Below are 16,288 nucleotides of genomic sequence, written 5' to 3'. Positions count from 1 at the left end.
CAATATAGGGAGATCCATTAATACTATTTGCCATCAAAGCTGGCTGCGAATGCTGGCACTAGATAATCCGCATTCAGCCCAGGCTTGCCAAAATAATAACCCTGGGCTAAATCGATGCCGATCTCACGGCAAAACTCTGCTTCTTCCCTTCTTTCAATACCTTCTGCGAGGACGGTTATTTCCAGCCTTTTGGCTATTTCGATTACTCTTAAGAGGAATTCCTGGCTCGAACTGTTTTGATCACAATACTGGACATACTGACGATCAATTTTCACATAATCGGGATTCAGCATCTCAAGGACCTGAAGTGTAGAAAAGCCAGTTCCCACATCATCAAGAGCTACTTTCATCCCACGCTGCTTATAAGTGTTCAATACATTTTTCAAATGCTGGATATCCTCAATCCTCTCAGATTCCACTACTTCAAAAACAAGATCGTCAGGATTGATTTCATATTTTTCTACAAGACTGAACGTATGCTGAAGGCAATAGGCCGGATTATAGATGGTCGACGGGAGGAAATTGATAAAACTTTTTATCCCCTCAGGGACTTTTTCCTTTTTTGCCTTGATAGCTGCCTCCCTCGCCCGTTTATCCAATAAAGAGAGCAGTCCAGTTTCATGTGCGGTGCCAAAAAGCTTTCCTGGCGTAACCTGGTTTGAACTCTCCGTCCGCAGCAAAGATTCATAGCCATAGATTTGGCCGGCTTCCTTTAAGCTTACAATTGGCTGTAAATAGCTTATAAGTGATCCATTAGTAATCATTTCTACTGTTTTTCGTTCTTTGACGCGTGCAGCCAGTATGTGGATGCTGACGGTCATAAATGGAATTTCTGCAGAAACCGATATGCCCGCTTCGATGTTCTCAGCGGAAAATACTTCTCTGCTTCCTTAAGAATCAATTCCAGTTCATTTAAGGAGTGATATTCTATCATTAACCAGCTTTCAGTGAATTTCATAAATTTATCGGGATTCCTGCCGCTTTGAACAAACAAATATCCATTAGGGTAAAGTTTAAATGGCAAACCGCATTGAACGCATTCTTTTTTCATAGGTTCCTCCAGCAGTTAAAAGTAGTAATAATTCATTATACAACTGCCCTGCCGATATAGGAAAATTTAACCTGTTCGCCACACATAAAAAAATATCCCCATTGTGGTTAGCAGGTTGGGTGGAGGACAAACAAAAAGGCCGGCTTTATTCAAGCCGGCCAAAGATTTTAGGAATCCATCGGATTATATAACTTTACTTCAGGATTCTTTTCCTGGAACCATCGTAATGCAAAGTCATTTTCAAACAGGAATGCTTTTTTGTCAAAACGGTCTGTTACAAGCAGACTGCGTGAGCTGGAAAGATTTTCATTAACCTCGCCATCGATCCAGCGTGCAATTTTCGACCCCTGTCTTTCCATCAATACTTCTACGTTGTATTCGTTGCGCATCCTTGCTTCAAATACTTCAAACTGAAGCTGGCCAACTGCGCCAAGCAAATACTCATCAGTCTTGACAGTCTTAAAGAGCTGAATCGCTCCTTCTTGCACCAGCTGCTGGATACCTTTATGGAAATGCTTCTGCTTCATGACATTCTTAGCTGTCACTCGCACGAAAAGTTCAGGTGTGAATTGAGGAAGCCTTTCGTATTGGAATGCATCCTTGCCAGAGACGATCGTATCACCAATCTGATATGTGCCCGGATCGTACAAACCGATAATGTCACCAGCTACTGCTTCTTCAACTGTGCTTCTGTCGTCAGCCATGAACTGCGTTGATTGCGCCAGCTTCATCGGCTTTCCAGTCCTGCTGAGCTGAACGGTCATGCCGCGCTCGAATTTTCCTGAGCAGATGCGCAGAAAGGCAATTCTGTCCCTGTGAGCAGGATTCATGTTAGCCTGGATTTTGAAAATAAATCCGGAAAACTCCTCAGAAAGAGGATCGATTTCACCTGAAGTAGAATTTCTTGGCTGCGGCTGCGGCGCGAATTGAAGATAAGAATCCAAGAACGTCTGCACACCAAAGTTCGTCAGGGCACTGCCGAAGAATACAGGTGTCAATTCACCATCGGCGATGCGCTCTTTTGAAAATTCATTGCCTGCTTCATTAAGCAGCATGATTTCTTCAAGAGTCTGATCGTATAAAGAAGAATCCTTCAGTGAATGGTCTCCTTCAATTTCACCTTCGTCATTCAATGAGATAAAACGCTTGTCTTCATCCACACGGAATTGCTCTATTCTATTATTGAAACGGTCATAGATACCCAGGAACTCTTTGCCCATTCCGATCGGCCAGTTCATCGGATATGATTCAATCCCCAGAACTTCTTCCAATTCTGCAAGAAGCTCAAGCGGCATTTTCCCCTGGCGGTCAAGCTTGTTAATGAAGGTGAAGATTGGAATCCCCCTCATGCGGCAAACCTTGAAAAGCTTCAGGGTCTGGTCCTCGATACCCTTTGCAGAGTCGATGATCATAACGGCGCTGTCCACTGCAGTCAATGTCCTGTATGTGTCTTCAGAAAAGTCCTGGTGACCTGGTGTATCCAGGATGTTCACCTTGAAACCATCATATTCGAATTGCATGACACTGGAGGTAACTGAGATTCCGCGCTGCTTCTCGATTTCCATCCAGTCGCTCGTTGCAAATTTACCTGTTTTCTTCGCTTTGACCGTACCGGCATCGCGAATCGCACCGCCGAATAGCAGCAATTTTTCAGTCAGTGTTGTTTTACCCGCATCCGGGTGGGAAATAATCGCAAAGGTTCTGCGCGATAATACTTCATCTTTTAATTTTTTCATGACAATATATTTCCTTTCTATTTAAAGGGAAAATTCCTCATAAATTTAATCTTATCTTTATGGGGGAAAGTTTGCAATCCTGCAATTGCATATTGATTCTTTTTAAAATTTTCCTTTAACTATTATAATAACGTTATGGTCCTGTACTGATTAAAGATTCATGCACGGGACCAGCAAAATATTAGATGAAGAATGGATAACAAGGGGGAAAGCATGGATTCCATTACACATACATTATTCGGGTTAGCCCTATATGGCTCAGTGGATAAAAAAAACATGGAAAAATCCCGGAAGCGCGCTTATTTGCTGACAGCGGTCGGCGCCAGCCAAATTCCGGACATAGACGTCATTTCGAGGTTTTGGGACAACGAAGGCCTTTATCAGATGTGGCATCGCGGGATAACACATTCCGTTTTCCTTACGCCCATATGGGCTGGGTTATTTATTTTATTATCCTTCCTTCTATTTAAAGTCAAGGATGTCAAACTGTTTTTCCTGGGATGGCTGGCGGTAGTGATCCACAATACAAGTGATTTGTTCAATGCTTGGGGAACAGGCTATCTCGAACCTTTTTCAAGCATCAGGATTTCATTCGGAACCATCCCAATCATCGATTTTGTTTTTTGGGTCATCATTGGAACTGCATTTATTGCCTCCAGAAAGAATAAAGATAAAGCTCCAGTTTTTTATAAATTCGCATGGGCTTTCATTGCCCTGCACCTGATTGTCCAAAGTACGCAGGGTTGGCTTCTCTATAATCAATATGAAAAAGATTATGACCAGATTGCCCTGTCAGCAGGCTTTATTCCTTGGACATTTACAGTCATCACAAAAAATGAAAGTGATGTTACTATTTTCCAGGATAGCCTGTTAACAGAAAAAAAGCTTGAATATGAACTGACATCCGCTGAGGACGCCAATCTGAACAGTCTGTTCAATGACAGGCCGGAGGCACGCACCCTTTATGAATGGTCTCCCTTTGTTGTCATTGTCGATGATAATGAAAAGCTTGGCATCTATGACCCAAGGTTTTACCGGAACGGACAATCCTTTTTATTTGAATACATTGACAAGACACAAAAATAGCTGGAATACTATCGCAGGAACATCAATCATTCACAGAACAAAATAGAGCAGCCCGGGCCTGGGCTGCTCTTGCTATTTACATTTTTGACTCTATATCATCCATCATCTCATCAATGGTATCCGTAATTTCGGCAGTCTTCCTTGCGACAGCAATCGTGAACTCCAATAACTCTTTATATTTATCTACTGGAATCATGGCATTTGTTTTCTCATATTCGTTGATTTTCAAACCGAGATTTTGCAGGACCATAATGGCTTCTTCTACAGATCCTTTTTCCAATTCAAACATTCTGATTCCCCCTATTTCTCTGGTTGAATTCCATTATGAGGGAGTTAAACCTTTTTTTAAATGGTAAAAGTTTCATTAAGTGCCATCTAAACTGTAAAAATTAGGATGAAAGTCCTTTTTTATTTCATTTTCAGTCATTTATAGATGTCTTTTTGTCTTTTATCCTTAAAATCACTTCCAATGAACTAGACCAAATCTACTTTTTCATGTTCACATTTTGTTCATTAATGATATAATCGATGATTTTTTCCATGAAATCTGCTGCCGGCATAAGCTGTTCTCCGCCACCCTGGGATAGTGAATCGTTGCCGCCGCCTTTACCGTTGATTAATGACAATGCCTTTTTTGATAGCTCTTTCATATCTCCAGGCGCACTCTTGCCACGTGCAAAAACAAATTGCAGCTTGTCCTCGTTTTCCCCTAAAAGAAGAAAGATCCCGTCATCTTTATTTGTTACCAGCACTCTTGCCAGCTTCTGCAGATCCTGAATGCTTCTATTTTGATATATTTTGCTCACAATAGGACGGCTCCCAGAAATTAGCTCTGCTGCTTCAAACTCAATCAGCTGCTGTTTAAAGTCTTCCAATGCCTTTTCAAGGTCCTTTCTTCCGTCTAAAAGGCGCTGAACTGCAGCTTCCATTCCTTCTTCTGGCGCGTTCAATAAAGAGGTGAGCTGCTGAATGACAGAGTTCTTCTGTCCAAGCTGCTTCAATACCCGTTTGCCGCAAACAAATTCTACGCGAATTTTTTTCTTTTGCCGCTCCCAGCCCAAAATTTTCAAGGCTGTTACCTGGCCAGTGCTGTCAGGGTGCGTTCCGCCGCAGCCGTTATAATCGAAGTCCGGAATAATGACAAGGCGGATATCATCAGTAACCGAAAGCGCCTTCCTAAGGGTGTACTGCCCTGCTTCCTCTGAATCCACCCATTTGGTGATAACCGGCCGATTTTCAAGGATGATTCTGTTGGCGAGTTCCTCAGCTGCGTTTGCTTCTTCTTCCGTAAGATCTTCTGTTTCAATATCGATTGTCAATGTTTCTTTCCCTAGATGGAAGCTGACTGTTTTGTACTGAAATAACTCTTCAAACGATGCTGATAAAATATGCTGGCCAGCGTGCTGCTGCATATAATCAAAACGCCGCTCCCAGTCGACTGCACCTGACACTTGCTCCTGCTCACCAATTGAGGCTGAGATATAATGGCGGATTTCTCCATCTGCTTCCTCAACGGCAGTGACCTCTATGCCATTTAATGTACCTGTATCAAACGGCTGCCCACCTCCTGTCGGGTAAAACGCCGTCTGGTTTAAGACAGCGTACAAGCGGCCTTCTTCGTCTCGTCCTTCTTTTAGAACTGCTGCGGTAAAGTTTTTTTGGTATGCATCCTGATAATACAATTTCTGTTCCATTTTGCAAGTTCACGCTCCGATTAGATTCTATTGCTTAAGTATAGCATTTTTTTAACAGTCAAAAGAAAAGACAGCCTCCTTTGTTAACGAAAGCTGTCCCAAGCCTTATATCTTTTTATAATTCGTTTAATGCCTGCTCTGCCCTGCTGACCAGGGATTTACCTCGTTCCACATATTCCTCCGGGAAAGGGGCATCCTTGTCGGCAGGCTCTTTAAACTGGTTAAAAGAGCCTGACAGCGCCCCAATATTCCCTTCCTCATCAACATCAGTCTGGAACTGGTGATCTAGTAAAAAGGGTGTCCCAATCTGAACAAGGGTACTGTTATCATCCAGCGGGCCACCGGTAGTCTCGAATGGAATCCTGACATATTGCTGATCTCCATGGTCATCATTCATCTTGTAATCAAAATAAGCATGGTCATACTCCCAGTTGCCATTGACCGTAAAGCCAATCGGCTCCAGCTTTTCCTTTAGCTCTCCTACCGTTACTTCTTTGCCTTCTATATTAGAGTTTATTTTGAGCATCGTAAGACCTCTTTTCTTTTTGGAATGGTATATTTGTTTTTTCCACTCCCAAAAGGGCATCAAACATAAATGAGCATACTGGTAATAAGTAATTAATTCAGATATACTCATTCTTCTGACCTTTGAGCTTGCTGAAGTCCTTTTCAGAGGCGTTTAGACTGCTTGACATACGACTTCCCCCAGCCTGCCCGTTTAGGCCTCTCTAATGGACTGCTTCCCTTCCATCCTCCCCAAACCTGTCCGTTTGCAGCGCTTTTTCCGGAAAACAAACTGGTTTTCACGTCATTTCTCCAATCCAGTTTTGACCTCACACAAATAATTTTAAAAACAAGAAGGACAGAAGGTATCCCCTCTGTCCTTTTGTACTTCTATTTAATTAAATGGTAAACAATTGACTCGTATGGCCGCAAGTGAATGCTTGAGACTTCACTGCTGGAATCCTCATAATTGGATAGCAGGATTTCCGCCTTATAACCGTCAAGCTTCACTTCAGCTGGAAGCTCGAATACAGATTCTTTAGCATAGAAGTTATTAACGACAAGCAGTTTTTCATTCTTGCCGTTTCTGATATATGCAAAAAGTTCCGGGTGTTCTTCTAGGATCAGCTGGTAGTCACCATAAGTTATAATGTCATATTGCTTTCTAAGCTGAATCAATTTTTTATAGTGGTAAAAAACCGATTTCTTCTCAGCAAGTGCGTTTTCGACATTGATGGTTTTATAGTTCCCTGCCGTTCCGATCCATGGAGTTCCTTTTGTGAAACCTGCATGCTCATCAGCATTCCACTGGACAGGTGTCCGCGAGTTATCACGTGATTTGCTTTGGAGGATTTTCAGGATTTCGCTTTTTGGCATCCCATCAGCTAATTTGATGTTATACATATTCAGTGACTCTACATCACGGTAATCCTCGATCTTTTCAAAGTAAGGATTCGTCATACCGATTTCCTCACCCTGGTAAATATATGGTGTCCCTTGCATCATATGGATGGCAGTTGCCAGCATTTTCGCCGATTCTTGATGGTACTTCTCATCATTTCCATACCTCGAAACAATTCGAGGCTGGTCATGGTTGCACCAGAACAGCGCATTCCAGCCGCCTCCTTTATGCATTTCCACCTGCCAAAGAGACAATATTCGTTTTAAGGCTAGGAAATCAAAATCAGCAAGACTCCATTTATCACCATTCTCGTAGTCTACTTTTAAATGATGGAAGTTGAACGTCATGCTCAACTCATTGCTGTCTGGATTTGAATATTTAATACAGTTTTCAATCGTTGTCGAGGACATCTCACCGACTGTCATACTGTCGTACTTCGAGAATACCTCCCGATTCATCTCCTGCAGATACTGATGGATTTTAGGACCGTCCGTATAAAATTTGCGCCCATCACCAGGAGGGACCGAACCGTCATCATCCGGGTAATCCTGATCCTTTGAGATTAAATTGATTACATCTAGCCTGAATCCGTCGACTCCTTTTTTGAACCAATAGTGCATCATCTCATACACTTCGCTGCGCATTTCTTCGTTCTCCCAGTTCAAGTCAGCCTGGGTGACATCAAATAAATGAAGGTAATACTGGGCAGTAGCTTCATTATATTCCCACGCATTGCCGCCGAACTTGGATTCCCAGTTGGTTGGCTCGCTTCCATCGTCTTTAGGATCCTTCCAGATGTAAAAGTCTCGATAACGGCTGTCTTTTGATTTCATCGCATCCTGGAACCATTCATGCTCTGTCGATGAGTGGTTCACAACGATATCCATAATCAGCTTGATTCCACGATCATGCGCTTCTTTAAGAAGGCGTTCAAAATCCTCCATCGTTCCGTATTCTTCATATATCTTGTAATAGTCTTTTATATCATATCCATTATCGCGCTGCGGTGAATCATAGATAGGCGTCAGCCAAATCACATCTACCCCGAGCTCCTTAAGATAATCAAGTTTTGAAATTATTCCCGGAAGGTCTCCCGTTCCATTTCCAGTCGTGTCATAAAAGCTCTTCGGGTAGATTTGGTATACAACGGATTTTTTCCACCATGGCTCAGTCATGCTGACCATCACCTCCATCAGGATTCTTTCATGCTGTTATTAAGCTTCTTTATTCTTTCTAGTTTTAGCGAAGATAAATGTCAGAACAAATGGTACGACAAGTGCAATCCCCATACCAATGAAGAATGTTCCCCAATACTTAGTATAAATCGATAAGAACCCTGGCAGCCCGCCAACTCCGATAGATGTAGCCATGACTCCTTTTAGAGTAAGAATCACACCGCCGATCGCTGAACCGATGATCGCAGCGATGAACGGATATTTATAGCGAAGGTTAACCCCGAACATTGCTGGTTCAGTGATACCGAGCCAAGCTGAAATTGCCGATGTTAATGATAGACCCTTCAGTTTTTCATTGTCCTTATGTGCAAACATCATCGCAAATGCAGCAGAGCCTTGAGCAATATTCGATAGCGCAAGCATCGGCCAAAGGAATGTGCCGCCGATTGTTCCGATCAACTGCAGATCAACAGCCAGGAATGTATGATGCATACCTGTAATAACTAATGGAGCGTATAAGCCTCCGTATAGCAAACCGCCAATCACAGGGACTGCATCGAAGATTCCAACAACGCCGTCAGTTATGGCATTACCAATCATGAATGTTACTGGCCCGATTACGATGAAAGCCAGGAATCCTGTAACTAATAATGCGATTGGAGCAACTGTAAGCAGTTGAATAGAATCCGGAATACGTTTTTTCAGGAAAACTTCTATTTTCGCCAATACATAAGACGCAAGCAATACCGGCAGCACCTGGCCCTGGTAGCCAACCTTTTCAATCGTCAAACCAAATAGATTCCACGCAGGAATATTCCCTTCCTGCTGTGCTGCACCATAGCCCCAGGCATTCAGCAAATCAGGGTGTACAAGCATTAAGCCAAGGACAATACCCAATAGTGGATTACCGCCAAACTTATTAACAGCACTCCAGCCAATCAATCCAGGCAGGAATACAAACGCAGTATTTGCAATCAAGTTAATGATGCTTGCGAAGTCAGCCCAGTTCGTATAGACATCAATGAGTGCTTTCCCCTCAAAAAAGATATCCTTCCCTGTGAGGATGTTATTGATTCCCATCAGCAAACCAGCTGTCACGATTGCCGGCAAAATTGGAATGAAGATATCCGCAAGTGTTTTGATCGCGCGTTGCAGCGGATTCAAGTTCTGGGCTGCAGCATCTTTAATTTCTTGTTTGCTTGCTGTACCAATCCCGGTGATATCAACCATCTCATTATAGACTTTGTCAACAAGCCCCTGGCCGATTACAACCTGGTATTGGCCATTTGCCGAGAATGAACCTTTCACTAAATCATTATTCTCCAGCTTCTCCTTATCCACCTTACCTTCATCCTTCAAAGCAAAGCGCAGCCTAGTAACGCAATGTGTAGCTGCTGCGATATTTTCCTTGCCGCCGACAGCTTCTACGATCTGTTCAACTGCTTTACGATCCATAGCTTTCTCCTCCTGATACCGTTTTCAAATACTATCATAAAAAAAACCAAACACTTGTATATACATGTTGTTTACGTTTTCATTTTACTTGTATATACAAGATTCGTCAATATATTTAAATCATCATATAAAATTCCCTTAATTGGCTTTTTAAAACAGTTTATCTCCCCTTATTTTCCGATGGGAATCCAGGACACGACCGTCCAATCAGTTATGGAAATTATTGAGCCTGTAGGATATGTTTTGAGAAAGTCAAGTTAAGGGTAAAAATAATAGAATAAACTAACTGCTTCATACAGTACGGAAGGGTGTTACTATGCAAATAACCAAGAAAATTGAAGAAGGTTATAAAAAGTTTGAAGGCAAAGCAAAAGAATATGTAAAACGCCCAGAAAAAACGGATGCTCTTCTGAAGGACGCAACCAAAAAAGCGGATGAGCGGAAAGGATCCCTTTCGGAGGTTTGGGATAATCTTCACCTGCTGTTTGATTTAGTCGGCTCCTGGAGAAAAGGTGAATACAAGAAAATTCCGACAGGTTCAATCATAACCATCATTGCCGCAATCATTTATTTTGTTTCTCCAATCGATCTGATGCCTGATTTTCTTATTGGCCTTGGAATTATCGATGATGCCGCAGTTATCGGTTTCGTTCTGAAGCAGGTTACTGCCGATTTGGAAAAATTCAAGCTATGGAAGGAAGCAAATGACACCGAAAAAGCCATAATGAATGATGATGCTGCAGCTGAACAGCTGATAGAGTAGAAGCGCCCGGGGAATAAGGGCGTTTTTTTTAATGGTTTTTACTTTTAAAGCATTGGGAAAATACTAGACGACTCTGAAGTCCTAAAACTATCAAGCACGGAATGAAGAATTTGTCCTATTCTAAAACCTGGTATTATTCAGTACGTTAAAGTAATAGTAAATTTTTTACAAGGTTTTTCAGAGGCTGTGTTCTCCTGCTGATCGCATAACATAACCAATTAACATTGACATGGCTAGAAAGGAAGAAGGCAGTTTCACAGAAAGAAAACAATAAGGGGGAAGGAAAATGAAAAGACTAATGGCAATAACCTTTATCCTGCTGCTAATGTTTTCTGGATCAGTAATAGCCGCTTCTCATCAAGCTGTCAGCTCAAAACCGGACAAAACTGAAGCCGCACAATTAAGCGGTACTGTCAATCCGGATGGAAACACTTGCTGGAGATGCACGAGCTATGCTTACTATGATGGTTACCGAGTCTGTGTCTCAGGCTATTGGTCTTCAAATTGCCCTGTTTATAATTAATTGACTCTGATATAGCTGAGAGTTGATTTTTAGAACCCTGTTGATTGTAGTGGAAGGCGCGTAGACTCCTCCGAAAATGCTATCGCATTTCCATCGTGCGTGGGCAGACTCGAGGAAGGCCATTCAAAGTCCTGCGGGCGCAGCTGGACAGGTGAGACCTAGGTAGAAATGAACCGAAAGAAGGTTCATTTTACCCCTCAGGAGCAAAGCGACAAGGAGGCTCAGCGCCAGCCCCAAGAAGAATTCGCTCATGAAAATAGCCGGCAGTTGGGCTTTTTCATAATTCTTCAGCGGAAAGCGAAGCGCCTGGAACGAAAATCAACAGCCCTGTTTAAAAGAGCAAATAACTAAAAAAGGATGCAGAACAATATGGATATCCCATATGTCCGCATCCTTTTTTCATTATCCTTTTGTGCCAGATGCGAGGTTCGAACCTTCGATAAAATATCTCTGGAAAAAGAAAAACAGAAGCACAACTGGCAGCAGAACAGTCACCGACATGGCCATCAAATAATGCCACTGAGTCTGAACAGTGCCTTTGAAGGTCTGCAATCCGATTTGCAATGTATACATGCTTTCATCATTAATATAAAGTAATGGTCCAAGCAAGTCATTCCACGCACCATTGAATGAAAAAATGGCTACTGTAATAAGTGCAGGCTTGGTCAAAGGAAGCATGACATGCCACCAAATCTGTAAATGACCCGCACCATCAAGTACGGCAGCCTCAATCAATTCATTCGGGATCCCCATCATAAACTGGCGCAGCAGGAAGATAAAGAAAGCACTTCCCAGGAACGCCGGAACGATCAATGGCAAATACGTATTCACCCATCCCAGCTTGGAAAAAAGAATGTACTGTGGTACCATCGTCACAAATCCAGGTATAAGCATTGTTGAAAGGACAATGACGAAAAGCGTATTCCTTCCTTTAAATCTGATCTTGGCAAAAGCATAAGCTACAAGCGAGTTTACTAATACACTTCCAACAGTACCAATGACCGCAATGAACAAGGTGTTTAATGCCCATCTTGTAAATGGTGCAGTCTGCCATGCTTCAATATAATTGCTGAAATTGAATTCCTTCGGTATGAAGGTCGGCGGATACTGAGCAATTTCTGCAGGTGATTTCAGGGATGTTGATATCATCCACCATAAAGGCATCAGGATCAGCGTGCTCCCTGCTACAAGCAAAAGCGTAACGAATGTAAGCTTTACTTTTTCTTTGAATTTCTTTGTTTCGTAAAACTTAGGTGCTGTTGCCGCACTCATTTCCCATCGCCTCCTTCATAATGTACCCAGCGCTTGCCGAGTTTCATATTTACTACAGTCAAAATCATCACGATAATGAATAACAGCCATGCCATTGCAGATGCATAACCCATATTAAAGACTTCGAATGCATTGTTCCACATATGAAGGTTATAGAATAAGAGAGAGTTCCCAGGTCCTCCGCTGCCATTCTCTGTCATGACATAGGCTTCCTGGAAAATCTGGAATGATCCAATCGTACTGGTGATTACATCAAAAAAGATAATCGGTGAAATCATCGGCAGGGTGATGTGGAAAAATTTCTGCCATGATGTTGCTCCCTCGATATCAGCCGCTTCATACATTTGCGGGGAGACTCCCTGCAGGCTTGCAAGGTATAAGAGCATTCCTCCGCCTACACTCCACATTTTCATTAAAAGCAGCGCCGGCTTCGTCCATTCAGGATCGAAAAGCCACGCAGGTCCCTCGATGCCAACCCAGCCGAGCATCGTATTGACAAGTCCTGTTGACGGACTTAACAGCTGCATCCAAAGGAAATAGACAGCCACCCCCGATAAAATCGCAGGAAGATAATAGATTGTGCGGAATATCTTCATCCCTTTTACCTTTTGATTTAAAAGGACACCCAATAAAATGGCTCCCGCAGTCGTCAATGGAACAGAAAAGATTACATAGTAAAGGGTATTATAGAGAGAAGTGCGGAATAAATCGTCCATCGTAAACATGCGTTTAAAGTTTTCAAATCCGATAAAGTTCATTTTTGACGTAATATTATAATCTGTAAAGCTGGCAGCAAGGCTGAATAATAAAGGCCCTAATGTCAAACCGATAAAACCGATGATCCATGGAGAGATAAACAAATATCCTGCCAGATTATCCTTGGCCTTCCTGCTGAGCCCCTTCCTTTTGGAAGCAGCAGCTTTGCCCTTCGTATCGTAAAGTACTTTAGTCCCAGCTTCTCGATGTGACAATGTAGTATCAGAAGACTTCATACCTTCCTAAACCCCCTTAATGTATATTTAAAAACAGAGTATTTCGAAAACTAAAATCCCTATGAAAAAGAGAAGGGCGCCCCTTCTCTTTTTCATATCAACCCTGAAAAGCCACTATTTCTTCATTTTTTCTACGTCAGCTTCCGCCTTCTTCAACGCTTTTTCAGGTGAGATCTTCCCTAATAATGCATTGTCGATCTGCGGATTGATCCGACTGTGATAATCTGGATATTCAACTGGTACAGGGAACATTTTTGTTTGTTCAAGGTTTTTAACAGTAGCCTCATAAACAGTTTTTTCCTCGCCCTTAAGCTCATCAACTGTAGCTTCGGCCGCTTCTTTATTGGCGACATTGTCATAGTTCTTAATTGCCCAGTACTTCTGTGCATCGACACCTGTCAGATATTTGATGAAGTCCATTGCTTCCTTAGGATGCTTGGCACCTTTAGGGATTTCAGCTACGAAACCGCCGCCTTCTGACCAGTTGCCTGCCCCTTCCTCATATGCAGGAATCGGTGCGACACCAAAATCGACATCCTGGCCATAATCTCTTAATTGTGTATAGAACGTACCAACATCTACCCACATTGCCACCTTTTCTGCGATGAATGGGTTTGCCTGTTCACTGCCAAACTCAGCCTGGAAGGCCTGTACTGTATTTTCACCTAAGCGTTCCTTCCAGCCAAGAATCCACTCTAACGCTTCTGCTTTTTTAGGTGTATTGATCGCCAGCTTTCCATCATCGATGAAACCTTTGCCGTTATCAGCATTTGTCATCCAGCTGGATGCTCCTGTACTTCCCCATAAAGGATAAAAACCGATTCTTTCATATCGATCGCCTTTTTTTACATCCAATTTTTTTGCGTACTCTTCAAGTTCTGCCCATGTTTTCGGAGGCTTGTTTGGATCAAGACCTGCTTCCTTGAAGGCCTTTTTGTTATAGAAAAGGAGGCGTGTATCCGTATTGAACGGAACCGCATATGGCTTCCCTTTATACTCGACTGTTTCCCAAAGATGCGGATAGAATTGCTCTTTGTAAGAATCATCCACATACTTGCTTAAATCCTCTACCTGCTTGTTTTCTGCACGCTGTGCCACAGTATTGATATCATTGATGATGACGTCCGCAGGATTTCCTGCTGCTACTGAAGCAAGGTTCTTCGTCCAAATGTCTCCCCAAGGAAGGAATGTATGCTTAACGAAAACCTTATCCTGGGAATTATTATAGTCATCGATGATTTTTTCGATGATCGGCCTGCGAGTTTCTGAACCCCAGAAACTCCAGAAATTGACGACTACCTTTCCATCCTTCGTCTTTTCGGCTTCTGCTTTTTTCTCACCCGAACAGCCAGCCAAAAGACCGATTAGTAAAAATGATACAAGAATTAATGCCAGACCCCTTTTCATGATTCTCCCCCTGTATATTCAAGTTGAAATAATTAATACAAGCTAACTAATACCCTGTAAAATTCAGCGTTAAACATTTCTTAAAAAAATAGTTTTATAGACCTAGGCTGTTGATTTGCGTTCCAGGCGCTTCGGTATCATTCTTTAGCAAACGCAGGCAAAAAAAAATACAGGTTCTAGAATTGAACCTGCTGTTGAATACCTATTAATGTCTCTTTTATTTCCTTAGCCTGCAATGCTGGCAGTCTGTAAACTTCTTTGCTATTGAACTGCTTAATAAAAATATTATCTTCAGTAACCCAAAGTTTTAGTTGAGCAGGTTCTCTTCCATCTGAAATTACCAACAAATCATACGCTGCATTGCCTGCCGGCTTAATATCAGTCTGTTCCATGTTAACCAATGCTTTATTAATCGTTTTCAGCCAGCGTTTATCATCCATGCTCAGAATACCAGGCATTGTCAGGTTAGAAGTTTTCAAGCTGTAATAGTAATTCGAACTCGCCCTGCCTAGATAGGTCCTTTCCACTTCTCCCGCCGAAAAATGATCCGCAGGCTTAATCGAAGAGTGATGGCTCTTAAGCGGCGAAGCAATTTGGATATATAGGAATCCTGAACAGACAATCAGCATTCCAAGCGTCAATATTAGTCCTGCCCAGTTGCTGATGATGTTTCGATAGCTAGGATTTGGTTTGCTTTGCTGGATTATAAGATTAAAAGTTTTCTTTTTCTGTGTCTGAGACCTTGGTATATGGTTAAGACTCCTGAAGCTGTCTTCAAGCTCAAATGATCTCTTCAATTAATTCGCCTCTTCTCTTTAACTCTTTTTTTAACGCCGCCATTGCCCTTGAAGTGGTGATTTTTACTTTGCTTTCACTCCAGCCCAGGATGACAGCTGTTTCTCTTATTGAAAACTCTTTGATTTTCCTTAGAATCAGTACTTCCTGATAGCTTAGTTTCAATGATTTAATAGCCTTGTACAGAAGAGAAGTTTTTTCTCCTTTTACGATGATTTCAATAGGTGATGGCTGACTCGACTGAATCGGATACTTGTCCAGTGAAAAGAAGCGGAGCCTGTTCACTCTTCTCAGGTAGTCAATCGCTCCATTTCTTGCGATTTTTACGAGCCATGTAAACATTTGTGAATCCCCATTGAATTCGTCAAAGTGCTTGTACACCTTTAAAAAGGTTTCCTGGGTCAGATCCTCGGCAACTTCCTTTTTTCCTGTCAGCAATAAGAGATAGCCATACACTTTGTCACTGTACTCCTCATAGACCTGTTGAAAAAGCAGACTGTACTGATCGCTCAAATTTCTCCCCCCTTTTTGCAAACAGTTAGACGAACGAGCGCGAAAAAGGAAACAGTATTTTCTGAATTTTTTTACTTTATTTTAAAATAACAGGAATATTTTCTTTTTCCATCATCCATAATGACTAACTTATTCTTCTTTTATTTAGGCTCTTTTCTAATGCTTTGTTGCTATTCTTTATGCTTTTGAAATCTCCTTCTAAATGTTTTTTTAAAGAAGGCATTGCAATAAAACGCAGTTGATTTCCGTTCCAGGCGCTTTGCTTTCCTCGGGGCGTGCGGTGAGCCTCCTGATATGAACGAAACGGTCAAGTTCCTCACTACAGTACCCGTTTGGTTTTGTTTTTAGGCACCTTTAAGAAGAGAAGCTATTTAAGCTTCTTTGCCTGGTTAGATATTCAGCCATCATCTGGCTAGATTCT

General features: G+C 42.1%; 16 protein-coding genes. 3 read left to right on the top strand and 13 right to left on the bottom strand.

Annotated elements, in window-relative coordinates; genetic code table 11:
* Nucleotides 1-23: 23 nt before the first annotated feature.
* From AC3EBE_RS13325 to AC3EBE_RS13315, 3 genes are all read right to left on the bottom strand, one after another.
* Nucleotides 24-821, bottom strand: a complete 798-nt coding sequence (locus AC3EBE_RS13325; protein WP_488595528.1) for an EAL domain-containing protein — start codon at nucleotides 819-821, stop codon at nucleotides 24-26.
* On the bottom strand, nucleotides 818-1,051 hold the full coding sequence (locus AC3EBE_RS13320) for a hypothetical protein (RefSeq protein ID WP_488595527.1): 234 nt from the start codon (nucleotides 1,049-1,051) through the stop codon (nucleotides 818-820). Before AC3EBE_RS13320 ends, AC3EBE_RS13325 begins: the two co-directional genes overlap by 4 nt.
* A 167-nt stretch (nucleotides 1,052-1,218) precedes the next feature.
* A complete protein-coding gene (locus AC3EBE_RS13315) occupies nucleotides 1,219-2,787 on the bottom strand; it encodes a peptide chain release factor 3 (protein WP_488595526.1) in 1,569 nt (522 codons plus the stop codon).
* A gap of 213 nt (nucleotides 2,788-3,000) precedes the next feature.
* Between AC3EBE_RS13315 and AC3EBE_RS13310 the strand changes: the two genes are divergently transcribed.
* Nucleotides 3,001-3,873 (top strand): metal-dependent hydrolase, encoded by an 873-nt coding sequence (locus tag AC3EBE_RS13310; protein WP_488595525.1) that lies wholly within the window; start codon nucleotides 3,001-3,003, stop codon nucleotides 3,871-3,873.
* A 76-nt stretch (nucleotides 3,874-3,949) separates the two neighbouring features.
* Here AC3EBE_RS13310 and AC3EBE_RS13305 read toward each other — a convergent pair whose 3' ends face one another.
* The 5 genes from AC3EBE_RS13305 to treP form a co-directional block, all read right to left on the bottom strand.
* On the bottom strand, nucleotides 3,950-4,162 hold the full coding sequence (locus AC3EBE_RS13305; RefSeq protein ID WP_488595524.1) for a hypothetical protein: 213 nt from the start codon (nucleotides 4,160-4,162) through the stop codon (nucleotides 3,950-3,952).
* A 196-nt stretch (nucleotides 4,163-4,358) separates the two neighbouring features.
* Nucleotides 4,359-5,567, bottom strand: coding sequence for an alanyl-tRNA editing protein (locus AC3EBE_RS13300; RefSeq protein ID WP_488595523.1), 1,209 nt, complete (start codon nucleotides 5,565-5,567; stop codon nucleotides 4,359-4,361).
* A gap of 115 nt (nucleotides 5,568-5,682) precedes the next feature.
* Nucleotides 5,683-6,093, bottom strand: coding sequence for a YugN family protein (locus AC3EBE_RS13295; RefSeq protein WP_488595522.1), 411 nt, complete (start codon nucleotides 6,091-6,093; stop codon nucleotides 5,683-5,685).
* Between the two features lie 368 nt (nucleotides 6,094-6,461).
* The gene (treC, locus tag AC3EBE_RS13290) at nucleotides 6,462-8,147 is read right to left on the bottom strand and encodes an alpha,alpha-phosphotrehalase (protein ID WP_488595521.1); all 1,686 of its coding nucleotides are present in this window, start codon (nucleotides 8,145-8,147) and stop codon (nucleotides 6,462-6,464) included.
* Between the two features lie 39 nt (nucleotides 8,148-8,186).
* Nucleotides 8,187-9,602 (bottom strand): PTS system trehalose-specific EIIBC component, encoded by a 1,416-nt coding sequence (gene treP / locus AC3EBE_RS13285; protein ID WP_488595520.1) that lies wholly within the window; start codon nucleotides 9,600-9,602, stop codon nucleotides 8,187-8,189.
* Between the two features lie 316 nt (nucleotides 9,603-9,918).
* Between treP and AC3EBE_RS13280 the strand changes: the two genes are divergently transcribed.
* Both AC3EBE_RS13280 and AC3EBE_RS13275 read left to right on the top strand, forming a co-directional pair.
* The gene (locus AC3EBE_RS13280; protein WP_488595519.1) at nucleotides 9,919-10,365 is read left to right on the top strand and encodes a YkvA family protein; all 447 of its coding nucleotides are present in this window, start codon (nucleotides 9,919-9,921) and stop codon (nucleotides 10,363-10,365) included.
* A gap of 286 nt (nucleotides 10,366-10,651) precedes the next feature.
* Entirely contained in the window at nucleotides 10,652-10,888 is a 237-nt protein-coding gene (locus AC3EBE_RS13275) for a hypothetical protein (RefSeq protein WP_488595518.1), read from the top strand.
* Between the two features lie 402 nt (nucleotides 10,889-11,290).
* On the opposite strand, the gene AC3EBE_RS13270 is transcribed toward AC3EBE_RS13275, so the two are convergent.
* The 5 genes from AC3EBE_RS13270 to AC3EBE_RS13250 all read right to left on the bottom strand — a co-directional run bounded on the left by AC3EBE_RS13270 (nucleotide 11,291) and on the right by AC3EBE_RS13250 (nucleotide 15,867).
* Entirely contained in the window at nucleotides 11,291-12,160 is an 870-nt protein-coding gene (locus AC3EBE_RS13270) for a carbohydrate ABC transporter permease (protein WP_488595517.1), read from the bottom strand.
* Nucleotides 12,157-13,152, bottom strand: coding sequence for a carbohydrate ABC transporter permease (locus AC3EBE_RS13265; RefSeq protein WP_488595516.1), 996 nt, complete (start codon nucleotides 13,150-13,152; stop codon nucleotides 12,157-12,159). The genes AC3EBE_RS13270 and AC3EBE_RS13265 overlap by 4 nt, the downstream gene beginning before the upstream one ends.
* A 114-nt stretch (nucleotides 13,153-13,266) precedes the next feature.
* Nucleotides 13,267-14,559, bottom strand: a complete 1,293-nt coding sequence (locus tag AC3EBE_RS13260; RefSeq protein ID WP_488595515.1) for an ABC transporter substrate-binding protein — start codon at nucleotides 14,557-14,559, stop codon at nucleotides 13,267-13,269.
* A 176-nt stretch (nucleotides 14,560-14,735) separates the two neighbouring features.
* Complete coding sequence (locus AC3EBE_RS13255) at nucleotides 14,736-15,356, bottom strand: hypothetical protein (protein WP_488595514.1); 621 nt, start codon at nucleotides 15,354-15,356, stop codon at nucleotides 14,736-14,738.
* Complete coding sequence (locus AC3EBE_RS13250) at nucleotides 15,340-15,867, bottom strand: RNA polymerase sigma factor (RefSeq protein WP_488595513.1); 528 nt, start codon at nucleotides 15,865-15,867, stop codon at nucleotides 15,340-15,342. The genes AC3EBE_RS13255 and AC3EBE_RS13250 overlap by 17 nt, the downstream gene beginning before the upstream one ends.
* Nucleotides 15,868-16,288 lie beyond the last annotated feature (421 nt).

This window comes from Mesobacillus sp., assembly GCF_057785455.1.
Note: the sequence above shows the minus strand (reverse complement) of the source record. Positions and strands in the feature narration are given on the sequence as shown.